At 67.1% G+C, this 15,462-nt stretch carries 12 protein-coding genes; 1 reads left to right on the plus strand and 11 read right to left on the minus strand.

All coding sequences use genetic code 11. The features are described 5' to 3' along the window. Nucleotides 1-11: 11 nt before the first annotated feature. Nucleotides 12-926 (plus strand): glutamate formimidoyltransferase, encoded by a 915-nt coding sequence (gene ftcD, locus ACK28C_RS03855; RefSeq protein ID WP_409151978.1) that lies wholly within the window; start codon nt 12-14, stop codon nt 924-926. 138 nt (nt 927-1,064) lie between these two features. On the opposite strand, the gene ACK28C_RS03860 is transcribed toward ftcD, so the two are convergent. The 11 genes from ACK28C_RS03860 to ACK28C_RS03910 form a co-directional block, all read right to left on the minus strand. Next, nucleotides 1,065-2,843 carry an adenine deaminase gene (locus ACK28C_RS03860; protein ID WP_409152463.1) on the minus strand — a complete coding sequence of 593 codons (1,779 nt, stop codon included), beginning with the start codon at nt 2,841-2,843 and terminating at the stop codon, nt 1,065-1,067. A 73-nt stretch (nt 2,844-2,916) separates the two neighbouring features. Then, nucleotides 2,917-4,209, minus strand: coding sequence for an NCS2 family permease (locus ACK28C_RS03865; RefSeq protein ID WP_243440562.1), 1,293 nt, complete (start codon nt 4,207-4,209; stop codon nt 2,917-2,919). Between the two features lie 61 nt (nt 4,210-4,270). Next, nucleotides 4,271-5,458: a galactokinase gene (locus ACK28C_RS03870; RefSeq protein ID WP_015556031.1), complete on the minus strand. Its 1,188-nt coding sequence runs from the start codon at nt 5,456-5,458 to the stop codon at nt 4,271-4,273. 184 nt (nt 5,459-5,642) lie between these two features. Continuing rightward, entirely contained in the window at nt 5,643-7,160 is a 1,518-nt protein-coding gene (locus ACK28C_RS03875) for a UDP-glucose--hexose-1-phosphate uridylyltransferase (RefSeq protein WP_409152464.1), read from the minus strand. Between the two features lie 2 nt (nt 7,161-7,162). Continuing rightward, nucleotides 7,163-8,152: a UDP-glucose 4-epimerase GalE gene (gene galE, locus ACK28C_RS03880; RefSeq protein ID WP_015556030.1), complete on the minus strand. Its 990-nt coding sequence runs from the start codon at nt 8,150-8,152 to the stop codon at nt 7,163-7,165. 33 nt (nt 8,153-8,185) lie between these two features. Continuing rightward, on the minus strand, nt 8,186-9,382 hold the full coding sequence (locus ACK28C_RS03885) for a galactokinase (RefSeq protein ID WP_015556029.1): 1,197 nt from the start codon (nt 9,380-9,382) through the stop codon (nt 8,186-8,188). A gap of 11 nt (nt 9,383-9,393) precedes the next feature. Then, nucleotides 9,394-10,410: an aldose 1-epimerase family protein gene (locus tag ACK28C_RS03890; protein WP_015556028.1), complete on the minus strand. Its 1,017-nt coding sequence runs from the start codon at nt 10,408-10,410 to the stop codon at nt 9,394-9,396. A gap of 8 nt (nt 10,411-10,418) precedes the next feature. Further along, complete coding sequence (gene mglC / locus ACK28C_RS03895) at nt 10,419-11,693, minus strand: galactose/methyl galactoside ABC transporter permease MglC (RefSeq protein ID WP_015556027.1); 1,275 nt, start codon at nt 11,691-11,693, stop codon at nt 10,419-10,421. Nucleotides 11,694-11,746: 53 nt separating this feature from the next. Beyond that, on the minus strand, nt 11,747-13,246 hold the full coding sequence (locus ACK28C_RS03900) for a sugar ABC transporter ATP-binding protein (RefSeq protein ID WP_015556026.1): 1,500 nt from the start codon (nt 13,244-13,246) through the stop codon (nt 11,747-11,749). A gap of 120 nt (nt 13,247-13,366) precedes the next feature. Next, nucleotides 13,367-14,377: a galactose ABC transporter substrate-binding protein gene (locus ACK28C_RS03905; protein WP_015556025.1), complete on the minus strand. Its 1,011-nt coding sequence runs from the start codon at nt 14,375-14,377 to the stop codon at nt 13,367-13,369. A 180-nt stretch (nt 14,378-14,557) separates the two neighbouring features. Further along, nucleotides 14,558-15,325: a hypothetical protein gene (locus ACK28C_RS03910; RefSeq protein WP_208872591.1), complete on the minus strand. Its 768-nt coding sequence runs from the start codon at nt 15,323-15,325 to the stop codon at nt 14,558-14,560. Nucleotides 15,326-15,462 lie beyond the last annotated feature (137 nt).

Genomic DNA, 15,462 nt, shown 5'->3' on the forward strand with positions numbered 1-15,462 from the left:
GAGGACTGTACATGAAACAACTTATCGAGTGTGTGCCGAACTACAGCGAAGGGCGCGACGCGGGGAAGATCGAGCAGATCGTGGACTGCTTCCGCGGCAAGGCAGGGGTACGGCTTCTGGACTACCAGACGGACCCCAACCACAACCGGCTGGTGGTCACCGTCATCGGAGAGCCCGCGCCCCTGAAGGAGACCGTTCTGGCGTCCTTCGGCAAGGCCGTCGAGCTCATCGACCTGACGAAGCACGAGGGCCAGCACCCGCGGATGGGGGCCGTGGACGTGGTGCCCTTCATCCCCTGCCGCGGCACGACGGTTGAGGACGCGGACCGCCTGGCGAAGGAGGTGGGGGAGGCCGTCGGGTCCCGCTATCAGATTCCCGTCTTCCTCTACGAGGACTCTGCCACCGCGCCGCACCGCCAGAACCTGGCCTCCATCCGCAAGGGGCAGTTCGAGGGGATGCCGGAGAAGCTGAAGGACACGGCGATGTGGACGCCGGACTACGGCCCCGCGGGGCGGATACACCCCACGGCGGGCGTGGTGGCGGTCGGCGCCCGGATGCCCCTCGTGGCGTTCAACATCAACCTGAGCACGCCGGACCTGGAGATCGCGGACAGGATCGCCAAGCGGGTCCGCAACCTCAGCGGCGGCTATCGCTTCATCAAGGCCATCGGCGTGGACCTGAGCGACAGGCACATGGCGCAGGTGTCGATGAACCTGGTGAACTATCAGAAGACGGCGGTGTACCGCGCCTTCGAGGCCGTGAAGATGGAGGCCCGGCGCTACGGCGTCAGCGTCGTGGAGAGCGAGGTCGTCGGGCTTTTGCCCATGGAGGCCCTGATCGACTGCGCGGAGTACTACCTGCAGATCTCGGACGAGTTCGACCCCGCAAAGCAGATCATGGAGAACCGACTGCTGGAGGAGGAATAGCGTCTCCGTCGGCCGGGCCATCGGGCCTGAGTCATTCATAAAAATACGTATCTGTCATACAGAACGAGTGTACTAGAGAGGGGCCGCCCCAAAGGGACGGCCCCTGCTTCGTGCTTATCGCCGACACCTGGCCGCAGGTCACTCCACGAAGAGCGGGACGATCCTCTGCTGGAGCACGTCCACCAACCCCAGGTCCGAGAACTTCGCCTTGGGGATGACCGGCAGGGCCAGGGAGACGATGCGCATCAGCGGGTTTGGCACGTCGAGGCCCAGCTTGTTGCGCAGCGTCGCCTTGACGTCCGCGATGTCGCGCGCCAGCTCCGCCGCGGGGAGGCGGGAGATGAGGCCGTAGATGGGCAGCTCCAAGCGGGCGATCACCCGCCCGTCCAGCGCAGCGACCTTGCCTCCGCCGCACTCGATGAGGGCCTCGATCACGACCAGCGCGTCCTCCGGGGTGTCGTACACCACCACCAGGTTGTGGCAGTCGTGGGACACCGTGGCGCCGTAGGCCCCCCGCTGCGTTCCGAAGCCCCGAACGACGCCCACGAAGCGCGTGTTCAGTCCATGGCGGTTCAGCACGGCGACGAACTTCAGGTCTGGGTCGCCGCCCAGGTTCAGGCAGCCGTTCAGCACGGGCAGGCGTTCGACGCCGAACTCCGTGGTGGTCCCCTTCGGGGTCGCGTAGCGTACGACCCGCACTCGCGCGGCGTCCCCCTCCGCACGAATTTTGAGGTCCTCCACGCCGGGGTGCCTCAGTCGGACGGTGTTGACCTTTTCCTGGGGGAAGGAGCGGGGCTCGATGGCGAGGGTGAGACGCCCGTCCTCCGCGACGCAGCGCCCCGCAGCGAACACGGCGCTGGGCCTGGGACAGGCCAGCTCCGGCACGATCTGAAGGTCCGCGGCGAAGCCGGGGGCTACGGCCCCCAGGTTCGTGATGCCGATCTCCCGCGCGGCGTTGAGCGTCCCGCAGACGACGGCCTGCTCCGGTGACATTCCGCACCGCACCGCACTGGCGGCGACGCGGCTGACGTGCCCCGTGGTCAGGATGTCCTCCGGCTCCAGGTCGTCCGTGCAGAGGGACAGGTTCGTGAGGGAGCGGAAGTCCAGGACGGCGGGGACGATGGCCTCGACGTTCATGGACATCGAGCTCTCGCGCATGTCCACGTTCATGCCGAGCCGCAGTTTCTCCCTGGCCTCACGGCCCGTACGGGTCTCGTGGTCGCTCCGCACGCCGGCCGCCAGGTAGGCGTTCAGGTCCCGCCCCGAAAGGAAGGGCGCATGTCCCTGCATGAAGCCGCCCCGTTTCTCGCAGGCCCCCATGATGGCCCGCATCCGGCTGCTGTTGGACAGCACGCCAGGGTAGTCCATCAGCTCCGCGACGCCCAGCACCCTGGGGTGGGCCATCAGGCGCTCCACCTCCGCCGCCCCAAAGGAGGCTCCAGCGTTCTCCAGACCGGGCGCGGAGGGGACGCAGGAGGGCGTGAGCACGTAGAACCGCATGGGCAGGTCCTCACTGGCCGCCAGCATGTAGGCCACCGCCTCCACGCCGCCGACGTTGGCCACCTCGTGGGGGTCCGTGATGAGGGTCGTCGTCCCCATGGGCAGCACGGCCTCCGCCATGTGGGCCGGCGTCATCATGCTGCTCTCGATGTGCAGGTGGCTGTCGATGAAGCCGGGGATCAGGAACTGCCCTCGTCCGTCGTAGCGTTCGCGGGCCTCGATCTCAAAGCGGCCCCCTTCGCCGTCCGGGTCCGAGGAGACGCACGCGATGAAGCCGTCGACGATCCCCACCTCGGCCTCGTAGGTCTCCCAGGTAAACACGTTGAAGAGCTTGACGTTGTGGATGAGGAGGTCGCAGGGGATACGCCCCATCGCCGCATCCACCAGCCGCCCCCGATCCTTTGGATGAATTTGCATGACTGCCTCCGAAATCGTTACCGTCGTTACCGAAGTCTTATCTCAAAGCGCTGTCGTGCGTTCGCAGCCGGCGCTACAGGTTCAGGAAGTACGCGATCAGGGGAACGCACAGCAGGTACGTGCCCCAGTGCAGCTCGCGGCCGCGGCCGGAGAGCACCTTCGCCGCAGTGTAGCACAGGATGCCCGAACTGATGCCGTTGGCCAGCCCCAGGTAGGCCGTCATCAGGATGGTCATGAAGGCGGGGAAGGACTCCGTGAAGTCCTTGAAGTTGATGCCCTGGACGGCCGGCATCATCATCAGGCCGATGATGATCAGCACGGGGGCCGTCGCCTGGGAGGGCACGCAGGAGATCAGCGGGACGAACAGCAGCATGGCGAAGAAGCAGAGCGCCGTGACGATGGCCGTCATGCCCGTCTTGCCCCCCTCCTCCACGCCCGCGGCCGACTCCACGAAGGTCGTGACGGTCGTCAGTCCGAAGATGGAGCCCACCACCGTCCCGATGGCGTCCACCAGGAAGGGCTTGCCGATGTCCGGCAGGTCGCCGTTCTCGTCCAGGAGCCCGGCCTTCGCGCCGACGCCCAGCACCGTGCCCAGCGTCGAGAAGAAGTCCCCCACGAAGAAGGTGAACATGAAGGGAATGTACTGCCAGTGCAGCGCTCCCAGGACGTCGAGCTTCAGGAACAGCGGCTCCAGGCTCACCGGCATGGCGACCCAGGCGGCGGGCAGCTTCGTGATGCCCATGGGGATGCCGATGATGGAGGTGAGGACGATGCTCCACAAGAGCGCCCCGCGCACCCGGAAGGACATGAAGGCCGTCACGATGAAGAGCCCGATGACGGAGAGCAGCGTCCCCGCGCTGTGCAGGTCGCCGAACCGCATGGCCTTGTCAACGACCAGGATCCCGGCGCTCTTCAACCCCAGCTGCGCGATGAAGATGCCCACCGCCGCACCGATGGCCAGCTTGATGGAGCGCGGCATGAGCTTGACGATGACCTCGCGGATGCCGAGGACCGTCAGCAGGACGAAGACCACCCCCGACAGGAACACCATCCCCATCCCAACCTGCCACGTGACGATGCCGTCCTTCACCAGCGTGAAGGCGAAGAAGGCGTTGCCGCCCATGCCCGTGGCCAGGGCAAAGGGCAGGTTGGCGTAGAGCCCCATGAACAGGGTGACGGCGCCGCACACGAGCGCCATGGACACCACGCAGGCCATGCGGTCCATTCCCGCGCCGTTTGCCATGAAGGACGGGTGGACCACCAGGATGTAGGACATCGTCATGAACGTCGTGAGCCCCGCGGCGACCTCCGTCTGAAGGTTGCTGCCGCGCCCGGAGATGTTGAAGAAGCGATCCAGGAAATTCAATTGAATAACCCCTTTTCTCAGCTGAAGATCAAAAGGCAGGCCAGAGGCGCAGCTCTGCCGCCTATTTGGGCAACCTGACCTTCGCGGCGCCGTCCGCTGCGTCCGCCACGTAGAACCTGGGGGCACAGCCCATCTGCAACTCGTAGCCCGCGCCGACGTCACGGATGAAGCGGCTCACGAGATGCCGCTCCACGACGTTGACCGTACAGCCTCCGAAGCCCGCCCCCGTCATGCGCGCGCCGATCACCCCCGGCTGACGCCACGCCAGCTCCGCCAGCGCGTCCAGCTCCGGGCAGGTGACCTCGTAGTCGTCGCGCAGGGACAGGTGGGAGGCCCGCATCAGGAGGCCAAAGGTGCGCAGGTCCGCCAGGCTCAGGGCCCTGGCCGCGTCCAGGGTGCGCTGGTTCTCCGTGACGGCGTGTCGGGCGCGCCGACGGTTCACCGGGTCCGGGATCTCGCTTTCCAGCCGGTTGAAGTCCTCCACCGACAGCTCGCAGAGCGTCCGGATGGGGCGTACGCGGCGGATGGCCTCACAGGCCGCCTCGCACTGCCGGCAGCGCAGGTTGTAGTCCTCGCGCCCTGCCGACTGACGCCTGTTGGTGTCCGCGATCACGATCTGATAGCCCCCGCTGTAGAGGAGGACGTAGAGGTGGGTCAGGGCGGCGCAGTTCAGCAGGACGGCGCAGCCCTTCCGCCCCATGCTGACGGCGAACTGGTCCATGATCCCGCACTGGGTTCCGATAAACCGGTTTTCCGTTTCCTGCCCCATGATCGCCATGTTCAGCCGGTCGATGCGAAGGCCGAACAGGTCGTTGACGACGCAGGCGGTCAGCACCTCCAGCGCGGCCGAGGACGAAAGCCCCGCCCCGACGGGCAGCTCACCCCAGAAGAGGATGTCCAGGCCGGAGGGGATGGGGTAGCGGTGCACTTCCAGCGTGCTCAACATTCCCAGGGGGTAGTTGGCCCAGCCCCACTCCACGCGGAGCTCGATGCCGCTGCGTCCCGTCTCCGTCGGCGGTCTGTCGTCGAAGTTCATGGACCCCACGCGGACCCTGTTCCCCTCCCGCCGGACCGCAAGGGCCCATATCCCCAGGGAGATGGCGCAGGGCAGGACGTGCCCTCCGTTGTAGTCCGTGTGCTCCCCGATCAGGTTGACGCGGCCTGGGGCAAAGTACAGCGTCGGCTCCCCCTCTCCGAACAGCTCGCGAAAGCGGGGCAGCATCTTCTCGTAAACGGCCTTGATCTCCATAAGACGACCAGCCCTCCTCCAGGACAGGCCAACCAAAAAATCCCTTCCCTGCCCGCAGGCGTGGAAGGGCCCGCAAAAAAGTCCCTTTATTATGACACATCCGAAGGGCAAACGCCTATACCTGAAAACACAAAGTAAATCGGGGAGAGCGCCGGCGACTCCGACGCTCTCCCCCAAGGGACGCCTAAAGCGCTGCAGCGAACTGGTCGAAGGCCTCCAGCCCGGCGTCGTCCCGCTTGAAGACCCCGCAGTCGCTGAGGACCCGCGCAAACACGCGGCCCACCTCGTCGCGGAACATGCCCGGCACCGCCTCCGCCTCCAGACCCACATGGCGCTCCCGCAGGCCCCGATACCAGGGGTCGTGCGCCGCCAGAGCCGGGTGGGCGGCGAGGTCCACCTCGCCCCGAAGCCAGGCCTCCGCCAGCTCCGACAGGGCCCACTTCAGGCGCGGGGGCAGGATGGCCAGGCCCAGCACCTCGATGAGACCGATGTTCTCCTTCTTGATGTGCTGCACGTCCGCGTGGGGGTGGAATATCCCCAGGGGGTGCTCCGGGCTCGTGCGATTGTTGCGCAGGACCAGGTCCAGCTCGTAGCGCCCGTCCCGCCGCCGTGCGATGGGCGTGACGGTGTTGTGGGGCACATCCCCCGTCCGGGACAGCACGCCCACCTCCGGAGCGCTCCAGCCCCGCCAGGCCTCCAGGACGCCGCAGGCCGCGTCGATCAACGGCGCGGCCTCGCGGGAGGCGAGGCGCAGCACGGACATGGGCCAGTTGACGCGCCCCATGGCGACGCCGCTCCGCGCCGGGTAGTCCCGCTCCACCTGCGCCCGGTCCAGCGCGAAGACGAAGCGGCCGCCCTGGTAGTGGTCGTGGGACAGGATGGAGCCGCCCACGATGGGCAGGTCCGCGTTGGACCCCACGAAGTAGTGCGGGAAGAGGTCCAGGAACCGCAGCAGGTTCTCGAAGGTCTCCCGCGTGATGGCCATGGGGACGTGCTCTCCGTTCAGGACGATGCAGTGCTCGTCGTAGTAGCTGTAGGGCGAGTACTGCAGGAACCAGCTCTGACCCTGCCGAAGGTCCAGGGGGATCAGGCGCAGGTTCTGCCGCGCCGGGTGCCCCGGATGGCCGAAGAAGCCCTCGTTCTCACGGCACAGGAGGCACCGCGGATAGCCCGTCGCGGGGGCCTTCCCCGCCCTGGCGATGTCCCGCGGGTCCTTCTCCGGCTTCGACAGGTTGATGGTGACGTCCAGCTCCCCGAAGTCCGTCCCCGTCCGCCACCGAATGTTCCGCGCCGTGCGGGCCGAGCGGACGTAGTTCGAGGCGACGCCCAGCCCGTAGAAGTAGTCCGTCGCCCTGCGGGGGGAGGTCCGGGACAGGGCGCGGAACCTCTCGACGACGTCCGAGGGGCGCGGCGTCAGGACGCCCATCAGTCGCGTGTCCAGCAGATCCCGTTCCTCCGGGCCGCCCTCGATGATCCCCGCAGCCTCCGCCCAGTCCAGGATGCGCTCCAGGATGCCGTCCGGCGACGCCCCCGGAAGCAGGTCGTCCGCGACGGGCTCCGCCCGCAGGTCTGGGAGGCCCAGCTCCCCGATGAGGCCGTTGGCGGCCCAGACGGCGTCCTCCGCCTCGATCAGCCCCTGCAGGAGGGCGAAGCGCACCAGCCGGTTCAGCTCGCGGTTGACGTCCACGTCCGCTGCCGGCATGGCTAATTCCCCCAGCCCTGAGGATGGGCGCTGTGCCAGTGCCAGGCCGAGGCGATGATGTCCTCCATGGAGGTTACCTGGGGCCGCCAGCCCAAAACCCTTCCGGCCAGGGCGCTGTCCGCCACCAGCCGCGCCGGGTCCCCCGCGCGGCGGGGCCCCACCTTCACGGGGATGTCCCGCCCCGTGGCCCTCCGGGCAGCGTTGATCATCTCCATCACGGAGTAGCCGTCGCCGCTGCCCAGGTTCAGGATCCGGCTCTCGCCGCCCTTCGCCAGGTAGTCCAGCGCCATCAGGTGCGCCTGAGCCAGATCCTCGATATAGACGTAGTCCCGGATGCAGGTCCCGTCCGGCGTCGGGTAGTCGTCGCCGAACACCGTGACGCAGTCCCGCCGCCCCAGCGGCACCTGAAGGATGATGGGCACCAGGTGCGTCTCGTTCCGGTGGTCCTCGCCCAGGCTCCCGTCGTGCCACGCCCCCGCCACGTTGAAGTACCGCAGGGACACGTAACGGATGCCGTGCCGCTCCCCGACCCAATGCATCATGCGCTCCATCACGCGCTTCGTCTCGCCGTAGGGGTTCGTGGGCTTCGTCTCGTCGTCCTCGAGGATGGGCACGCGGCTCGGCTCGCCGTACACGGCCGCCGAGGACGAAAACACGATCTGACGCAGCCCGTGGCGCACCATAGCCTCCAGCAGGGACTGCATCCCTCCCACGTTGTTCGCGAAGTACAAGAGGGGCTTCTCCACGCTCTCCCCCACCAGGGAGCAGGCGCAGAAGTGCAGCACCGCCTCGATCTTATGCTCCGAGAATATCCTGTCCATCAGGGCCGCGTCGCGGACGTCCCCCTCGTAGAAGGGGACCCCGTCGGGGACCGCCGGCCGGTGTCCCGTCCACAGGTTGTCCACCACCACGGCTTCAGAGCCGCGGTCCAGCAGGGCGCGCACGTTGTGGGAGCCGATGTAGCCGGCCCCTCCGCAGACCAGAATCGCCATGTCATCCACCCGTCCTTCCCACAGGCAAAAGCGTCAGGGACGCTCCATCCGCCCCGCGCCGTCCGCCGCGTCCACCTCGTAGAAGTCGGCGCGCAGGCCCGTGGCCTTCGCATAGCCGGCTCCCACGTCCCGGACGAAGGCCTCCACGCACGGGGCCTCCACGATGCTGACCGTGCAGCCCCCGAAGCCGCCCCCCGTCATGCGCGAGCCGACCACGCCGGGCTGCCGCCAGGCCAGCTCCACCAGCGCATCCAACTCCGGGCAGGACACCTCGTAGTCGTCCCGCAGCGAGACGTGGGACTGGTTCATCAGCCGCCCGAACAACGCCAGGTCCGACATCTCCAGGGCCGCGAGGGCGTGAAGGGTGCGCTGGTTCTCCGTGACGGCGTGGCGGGCGCGCCGCAGGTTCACGGGGTTGCGGATCACGCCCGACAGATACTTGAACCCCGGCTCCGTCAGCTCCCCAAGGGCCTTGACGGGCCGCACGCGACGCAGGTCCTCCAGCGCGGCCTCGCACTGGGCCCGCCGCAGGTTGTACTCCGACCCGGCCAGGGCGTGGGGCTTGTTGGTGTTGCTGATGACGATGCGAAACCCGTCCAGGTTCAGGGGCACGAGCTTGAAGTCGAGCGTCCTGCAGTCCAGGAATACGGCGCAGTTCCGCCTGCCCATGGTGATGGCGAACTGGTCCATGATGCCGCACTTCATGCCCACGAAGTCGTTCTCCGCCCTCTGGGCCAGAAGCGCCGTCTCGACGCCCTGGAGCCCCATTCCGAACAGGCCGTCCGCGACGCGGGCCGTCAGCACCTCGATGGAGGCGGAGGAGGACAGCCCCGCACCTCCCGGCAGGTCCCCCCAGAACAGGAGGTCCAGCCCCGCAGGCAGCGGATGCCCAGCCTCCTCCAGCACCCGGAGAACCCCCAGGGGATAGTTGGCCCAGCCCCGCTCCTGCCGGTACTCCAGACCGCGGGCCGGCGCCTCGGTCGTCCCGGCTTCCTCAAAGTTCATGGAGTGGAGCCGCACCAAGTCCGTCCCCTGCCGGGGCGCCGCAAGGGCCCAGATCCCCAGGGAGATGGCGCAGGGGAACACGTGCCCGCCGTTGTAGTCCGTGTGTTCGCCGATGAGGTTCACGCGCCCCGGCGAGCGGAAGAGCGCCGGAGCCCCGCCGCCGGTTCCGAAGAGCTCCTGAAATCGGGAGAGCATCCTCCCGTACATGTCACGAATGCCCTGCATGATCCCACCCCCTAATCCTCAGGGTCGAAAAAGCGCAGCCTCACGCGCGTCCGGACGGAGGCGAAGGGGGCCAGCGTCCGCATGGACCCGTGGCGGCGCTCCTCGAGGCGCCCCATCGTGTAGCAGGTGGAGGGTTCGAGGGCCAGGACGTACTCCCCGCTCCTCATGCACTTCCACTGGGAGAGGATGGGCAGCGTGTCCAGGGACCAGGAGAGCTCGGCACCGATCCCGAGCCGCCGGTTGATCAGGCGGGCCCTGGGGTCCTCCCCGGCGGGGCGCACCTCGTTGAAGTAGACGCGCTCCTCCTCGCCGTCGATGGGCGCGGTGCAGCGGCACTGGTCCGCCAGCCCCGCCTCGGCCCAGGGCGAGCGCGGGGTGACCTTTCGGTCCTCCGGCAGCTCGAGCGTCGCGTCCGCGTCCAGCAGGGGCCAGCCGAAGTTGCAGTGGTAGAGCAGCGCGTACTCGACGGGCTGCGGCGTCAGGTTCGTGACCTCGTCCTCGACCAGGAGCTCGCTGCCCCAGGCCGGCGCCGTGATGACGCGCTTCAGCGACAGGTTGTGGCGCCACTGCTCCGTCTCCCTCACCGTGCCGGACACGCGGATGACGCCCCCCTCCGCGGAGGCCGAGAGCCCCCGCGCGCTCTGCCCGTGGTAGCGACCGTGGAGGGGGTGGAACTCCCCGTCCCCCTCCTCGTCCCGACACTGGGGTCCCACGGAGAGCAGCCCGCAGGTGTACATCATCCCGCCGGGAAAGGTGTGGTCGAAGTTGTCCGGGACGGGCAGGAAGCGGGAGGGCGCGTCGTAGCCGTTCTTCGTCATGTAGTTGACGTTGACGCCGCGCCAGCGCAGCCGGCCAACGTCCAGGCCGCTGTCCGGCAGGACGTCGAAGTCCAGGCCTCCGGCGGTGCTCACCTGGTACACCGCCGCGCCCCTGGCGTTCCCCTCGTCGAGGATGAGGCGCCGGACGCCGTAGACCTGCTCCTCCGTGCCGACGTGCCGGTAGAGCGACTCCATGCTGAGGCCTTCCATGACGTTCCCTACCTTCTGCGGTACTTCGTCATGTCGATGGCCACGGCCGCGGCGATGATCACGCCCTTGATGACCTGCTGCCACATGGGGGAGACGTTGACGAACTGCAGGCCGTATTGAATGATCGTGAAGATGAGGACGCCCGACACGATGCCGCTGACGCGCCCGATGCCGCCGTTCAGGGAGACACCGCCCACCACGCAGGCCGCGATGGCGTCCAGCTCGTAGCCGTTGCCGTAGTTGTTGGTGGCGCCCGCCGTGCGCGCCGCCTCGAGGACCCCCGCGATGCCGTAGAGGCACGAGGCCAGGATGAAGATGCCCATGATGTTGCGGAAGACGCTGATGCCCGCCACCACGGCCGCCTCCCGGTTGCCGCCGATGGCGTAGACGTTCTTTCCGAACACGGTCTTGTTCAGGATGAACCAGATGAGGACGCAGATCACCGCCGCGATGGGGATCAGGATGGATATCCCCGGAAAGCCGCCCGGCTCGGAGCTGGCGAAGACCTTCATCTGCCCCAGGGCCGTGAAGTCGGGCCGGATGCCGCCGATGGGCTGGGAGTTGTTGGGCGGCATGTCGAAGTAGAGGGAACAGGCGCCGTAGATGATGACCTGCGTCGCCAGGGTGGCGATGAAGGGGTGCATGTCGTACTTGGCCACCAGAAACCCGTTCAGCGCGCCGAAGGCCATGCAGGCCAGCACCGCCAGGAGGATGGGAAGCCAGACGCTGACCTGCGGCAGGTCCGGAAAGAAGCGGTTGGCGTAGGCCGAGGTCTGCAGCATGGAGGTGGAGACGACCGCCGCCAGCCCCACCATGCGGCCTGCGGAGAGGTCCGTGCCCGCGATCAGGAGCGTGAAGCAGATGCCCAGGGCGATGATGAGGCGCGTCGAGGACTGCGTCAGGACGTCAAGCGCCACGCGCACCTGCATGAAGCGCGGCTGGATGACGCAGATGACCACCACCAGGACCAGCATGGCCAGCAGGATGGCGTAGTTCGTCAGGAAGGCGCCGAAGGACTTGCGGGACAGCACCACGTCCTCCGCCTCCCCCTCGGCGCCGCGCCCCCGCGCGGCCACTACTCCCTTCAGCGCCACCACGGCGCCGATGATCATCAGGAAGACGGGCAGGTCGTAGACGCTCTTCAGCGACAGGGCCTCCTTGATCCCGCTCAGGGCGGGGACGGCCTGAACGGCCTTCAGGATGACGCCAAGGATCAGGACGGATGCGCCCGAAGTCCGCAGGAAATGGTTGTACTTCTCGCGTGTGATTCGTCTTTCCGCCATTTCGATAAACCTCCCGAAATCGATATGTGTTCAAGCGGGCCGTTCGGTCGCCCCTACTTTGAAAACTGCGTCGCCAGGCGCATGATCTCGACCTGATCGAACTGGTCCCGGTTCAGCATCCCCGTGACGCGCCCCGCGCACATCACCATGATGCGGTCGGACATGCCCATGAGCTCCGGCATCTCCGAGGAGATCATGATGATGGACTTTCCCTGGGCGATCTGGCTCAGCATGATGGTGTAGATCTCGTACTTCGCCCCCACGTCGATGCCCCGCGTGGGCTCGTCCAGGATCAGGACGTCCGAGTTCGTCAGGAGCCAGCGGGCGATGAGCACCTTCTGCTGGTTGCCTCCCGAAAGGTTCTGGATGAGGGTGTCCAGGGAGGGCGTCTTGACGTTGAGCTCGCCGCAGGACTCCGACGCCGCCTCGATCCGCTCGCGGTCGTTCAGCACGCCGAGGTGCGCGTAGTGCTTCTGGTTCGCGATCACCGTGTTCTCCAGCACCGGCAGGATGCCGAAGATGCCCGTGGCCCGCCGTTCCTCCGTCAGCAGGGCCAGCCCGTGGGCCTTGGCCTCGCGCGGGGAGTGGGACAGGGAGGGCTCTCCGTCCTTCAGCACCGTGCCGGAGGCGACGTCGCGAAGCCCGAAGAGCGCCTCCACGAACTCCGTCCGCTGGGCCCCCACCAGGCCGCCGATGCCCAGGATCTCCCCCCGCCGCAGCTCAAAGGAGATGTCCTGAAAGGAGCTCTTCAGGGGCGAGGACAGGTGCTCCACCTTCAGCACCAGCTCCTCCGACGGCGCGACGAGTTTCGGCGGGAAGCGGTCCGTCATCTCGCGCCCCACCATGCGCTGGATGATGCCGTCCATGGTCAGCTCGCTGGCGGGCCAGGTCCCGATGTAGTGCCCGTCGCGCATGATGGAGACCTCGTCGGCGATCTGGAGGATTTCCTCCATCTTGTGCGAGATGTAGATGATGGCGATGTTCTGCTTTCGCAGCCGGTTGATGATCTTGAAGAGGTGTTCCGTCTCCCGGTCCGTCAGGGAGGAGGTGGGCTCGTCCATGATGATGATGCGCGCGTTCGTGCTGACGGCCCGCGCGATCTCCATCATCTGGAGCTTCGCCGCCGACAGGCTGCCGGCCTGCGCGGCGGGGTCCACGTCCAGCTCCAGGTCCTTGAACAGGGCCAGCGTCCTGTCGTACATCGCCTTGTGGTCCACCACGCCGAAGGTTGATGGAAAGCGCCCCAGCCAGACGTTCTCCATGACGGGGCGGAACCGGATGGGGTGGAGCTCCTGATGGATCATGGAGATGCCGTCGTCCATGGCCTCGCGGGCCGAGTTGATCCGCACCGGCGTCCCGTCCAGGAGGATCTCGCCGCCGTCCGGGGAGTAGATGCCGAACAGGCACTTCATCAGCGTGGACTTGCCCGCCCCGTTCTCCCCCATCAGCGCGTGGACCGTTCCGGGCCGCACGTTGAGCGAGACCCTGTCCAGGGCCTTCACCCCGGGAAACGTCTTGGTGATCTCCTTCATCTCTAGGACATATTCGCTCATTGGTTCTCCCCCTTACGTCATCGCGTCAAGAGCCCCTCTTAAGGAAACGCCCCCGCCGACGGAGGCCGACAGGGGCACGGAAATTACCGCAACGCCTTCAACGCCGGAAGGACGGCAGGCCTACATGAACTCCTTGTAGTTCTCCGACGTCACCTTCCGATAGGGGATCCAGATGTACCTTTCGTCCGTGACGTCGTAGCCGATGGACTCCTTCGTCACCTCCCGGCCCTCCGCAGCGGCCACGGCGACGCGCACCGCGGCCTTGCCCTGGTTCACGGCGTCGTTCAGGACCGTCCCCAGCATGGAGCCGTCCTTCATCGCCTCAAGGGCCGGCGCCGTGGCGTCCACGCCCACCACCGGGACGAACTTCGCAGGGTCGCCCGCGTTGTATCCCTCGGCCTTCAGGGCCTCGATGGCGCCGAGCGCCATGTCGTCGTTGTTCGCCAGCACGGCCTCGATCCTGTCCAGCCCCACGGCGGAGATGAAGCCGCTCATCTTGTTGGCGCCCTGCACCTTGTCCCAGTTCGCCGTGTCGCTGCCCAGCTCCTCCAGCTCAAAGCCGCTGTCCTTCATGGCCTTGACCGAGTACTCGGTGCGGAGCGTGGCGTCCTGGTGTCCCTGCTCGCCGCGGATCATGATGTACTGAATCTTGCCGTCTCCGTTTTTGTCCGCGGCCTTGTTCGCCTTGAAGTAGTCCGCGATGATCTGGCCGGACAGCGTGCCGGACTCCTCGGCCTTGGCCCCGACGTACCAGGTCTTGTCGTAGCTCTTCATGACCTCCTCCTGAGGCTCGCGGTTCACGAAGACGATGGGGAGCCCCTCCGCCTTCGCCTTGAGCATCAGGGGTGCAGCCGCCGTGCGGTCCACCGGGTTCACGATCAGCGCGTTGACGCCCTTCGTGATGTAGGTGTCCACCTGGTTGTTCTGGTCCGGCTGGCGGTTCTGGGAGTCCACGATCTCAAGCGAGCCGCTGTGCTCCTTCATCTCCGCGTTCATGGCGTTGCGAACGCCCGTCATGAACGTGTCGTCGAACTTGTAGATGCACGCGCCCACCAGCACGTCCGCAGCCATGGCCGAGACGGCAAGCCCCAGCACCAGAACCGTACCGACGCATAAAGCCCACTTCTTCATTCAGAAACCCCTCCCGTTGTCGTGTGATGTGCTCTCGTCCGCCGCGGCGAACGTCTTATGCCCCCACAGGGGGCCGTTGTCCTCAAGAGGTCCGACCGTTGTGCGAAAAATACAAACTCTGTCCTTAGATTCTACTACAAAATTCAGTTTTATGCAGGTCCTTTTACCCTGAGGGCACGCTCACTCCGTCCTCACCCTTGGGATGGGGTTGAAGATCACGTCCCCCGCCCCGATGGAGAGGTCGTCGCTCCGCGCGCTTCCCACGTGCATGTCCTCCGGCAGGCCGACGGGGGAGGCCCGGAACTCCTCGCCGCCCCCCGCCACGGCGACGGGAGCGTGAAGCTCCGGCGCGGGCTGGAGGCCCCACCGGTCGAGTACCGAGGGGCGGCGGTCCTCCCGCAGGTCCGGGCTCATCCACCAGCGCTCGCCGTCCGGGCTCAAGAAGAGGCGGTCCGCGTCCTCCCCCGCGCCGACAGCGGCGGACAGGGGAAGGGCCCTTGTGACGAACCCCTTGCCCTCCGGCACGACGCTCGCCGCCCGAAGCCACGCCATGGGACCTCCAAGCCACGGGCTCCCGCCCGGCGCCTCCATCACGCCAAGCTCCGGGGCCTCCGTCCGCAGGAAGCGCCTTGCGCCGGAGTAGCGGTCCACGGGCACGCCGACCCACCAGGCCTGCCCTGCGGCGACCACCTGCACGGAGTCCAGCCACTCCGACCCGGCGTCCTCAAAGCACCCCTTGATCCGGGCCGTCGCGGGGAGCTCCGCACGCCCCGACTCAGCCTGGCACAGGTTCACCACAAGGGCCAGAGCGCAGAGGCGTCCCATCACGCGATGGACCTCGACGTCCTGCACGACCTCAACCGCCGACGCCGGGGCGCAGCCCCCCGCGGCGAGCGCGAGGAGCACCGCAGCCGCCAGGACGGACCTCAAACGTGTACAATGCCTCATCAAACGATCTCCCTTCGTCTCCGGCCGACGCGCGCCGCAAGGGGCGCGCTCCGCCCATCATTATAAACGAAATAAACGAAGCGGACGAATATCGTGGTCCCCGCACGGCGGCGCTCTCCAAACGCGCAGGGGGTGTC

The sequence above is a fragment of the Fretibacterium fastidiosum genome (assembly GCF_964642095.1).
Lineage (GTDB): Bacteria > Synergistota > Synergistia > Synergistales > Aminobacteriaceae > Fretibacterium > Fretibacterium fastidiosum.